This window comes from Paenibacillus sp. JCM 10914 (assembly GCF_001315105.1).
Classification (GTDB): domain Bacteria; phylum Bacillota; class Bacilli; order Paenibacillales; family Paenibacillaceae; genus Paenibacillus_AQ.
This window is the reverse complement of record NZ_BAZR01000088.1, coordinates 1-562: the sequence shown is the minus strand read 5'-3', so window position 1 is coordinate 562 and position 562 is coordinate 1. Positions and strand designations below refer to the sequence as shown.

Genomic DNA, 562 nt, shown 5'->3' with positions numbered 1-562 from the left:
AATCTGGAAGTGTCGCCTTCAAATGTTCGCGTAGCTCACCTTGCTCTGCGTCCCCACTTGTGACAACGTACGCCACAATCGTCTTGTCCGATGCCATATCGTCACGGATAATCACGGCCGACTCCCGTACAAGCGGATGACGAAGCAGCGCAACCTCAATCTCCCCAAGCTCGATCCGGTAGCCCCGAACTTTGACCTGCTCGTCCGCACGGCCTAAGTATTCCAAGTTCCCATCTTGCTGCCAGCATACCAAGTCTCCGGTCCGGTAAAGGCGCTTGTTCCACTGCGGATGAACGATAAATTTCTCCGCCGTCAACTCCGGACGATTCCAATATCCACGTGCCAAACCGGCGCCTCCGATATACAGTTCACCCTGCACGCCAATTGGCACCGGCTGCATCTCACCATCTAGCACGTACACCTGCGTATTAGCGATCGGACGCCCAATGTGCGGTGTCGCTTTAGATTCCTTTTCTACCAATGCATACGTAGAATACGTCGTGTCCTCCGACGGTCCGTACAGGTTGTACACTCGCGTGACATGTTCAAGACTATATAACTG

The 562-nt window shown here is 53.7% G+C and carries 1 protein-coding gene; it reads right to left on the bottom strand.

Annotated features, from left to right (window positions below):
• On the bottom strand, positions 1-562 hold a 562-nt coding region (locus JCM10914_RS28155; protein WP_036720705.1), incomplete at both ends, for an AMP-binding protein.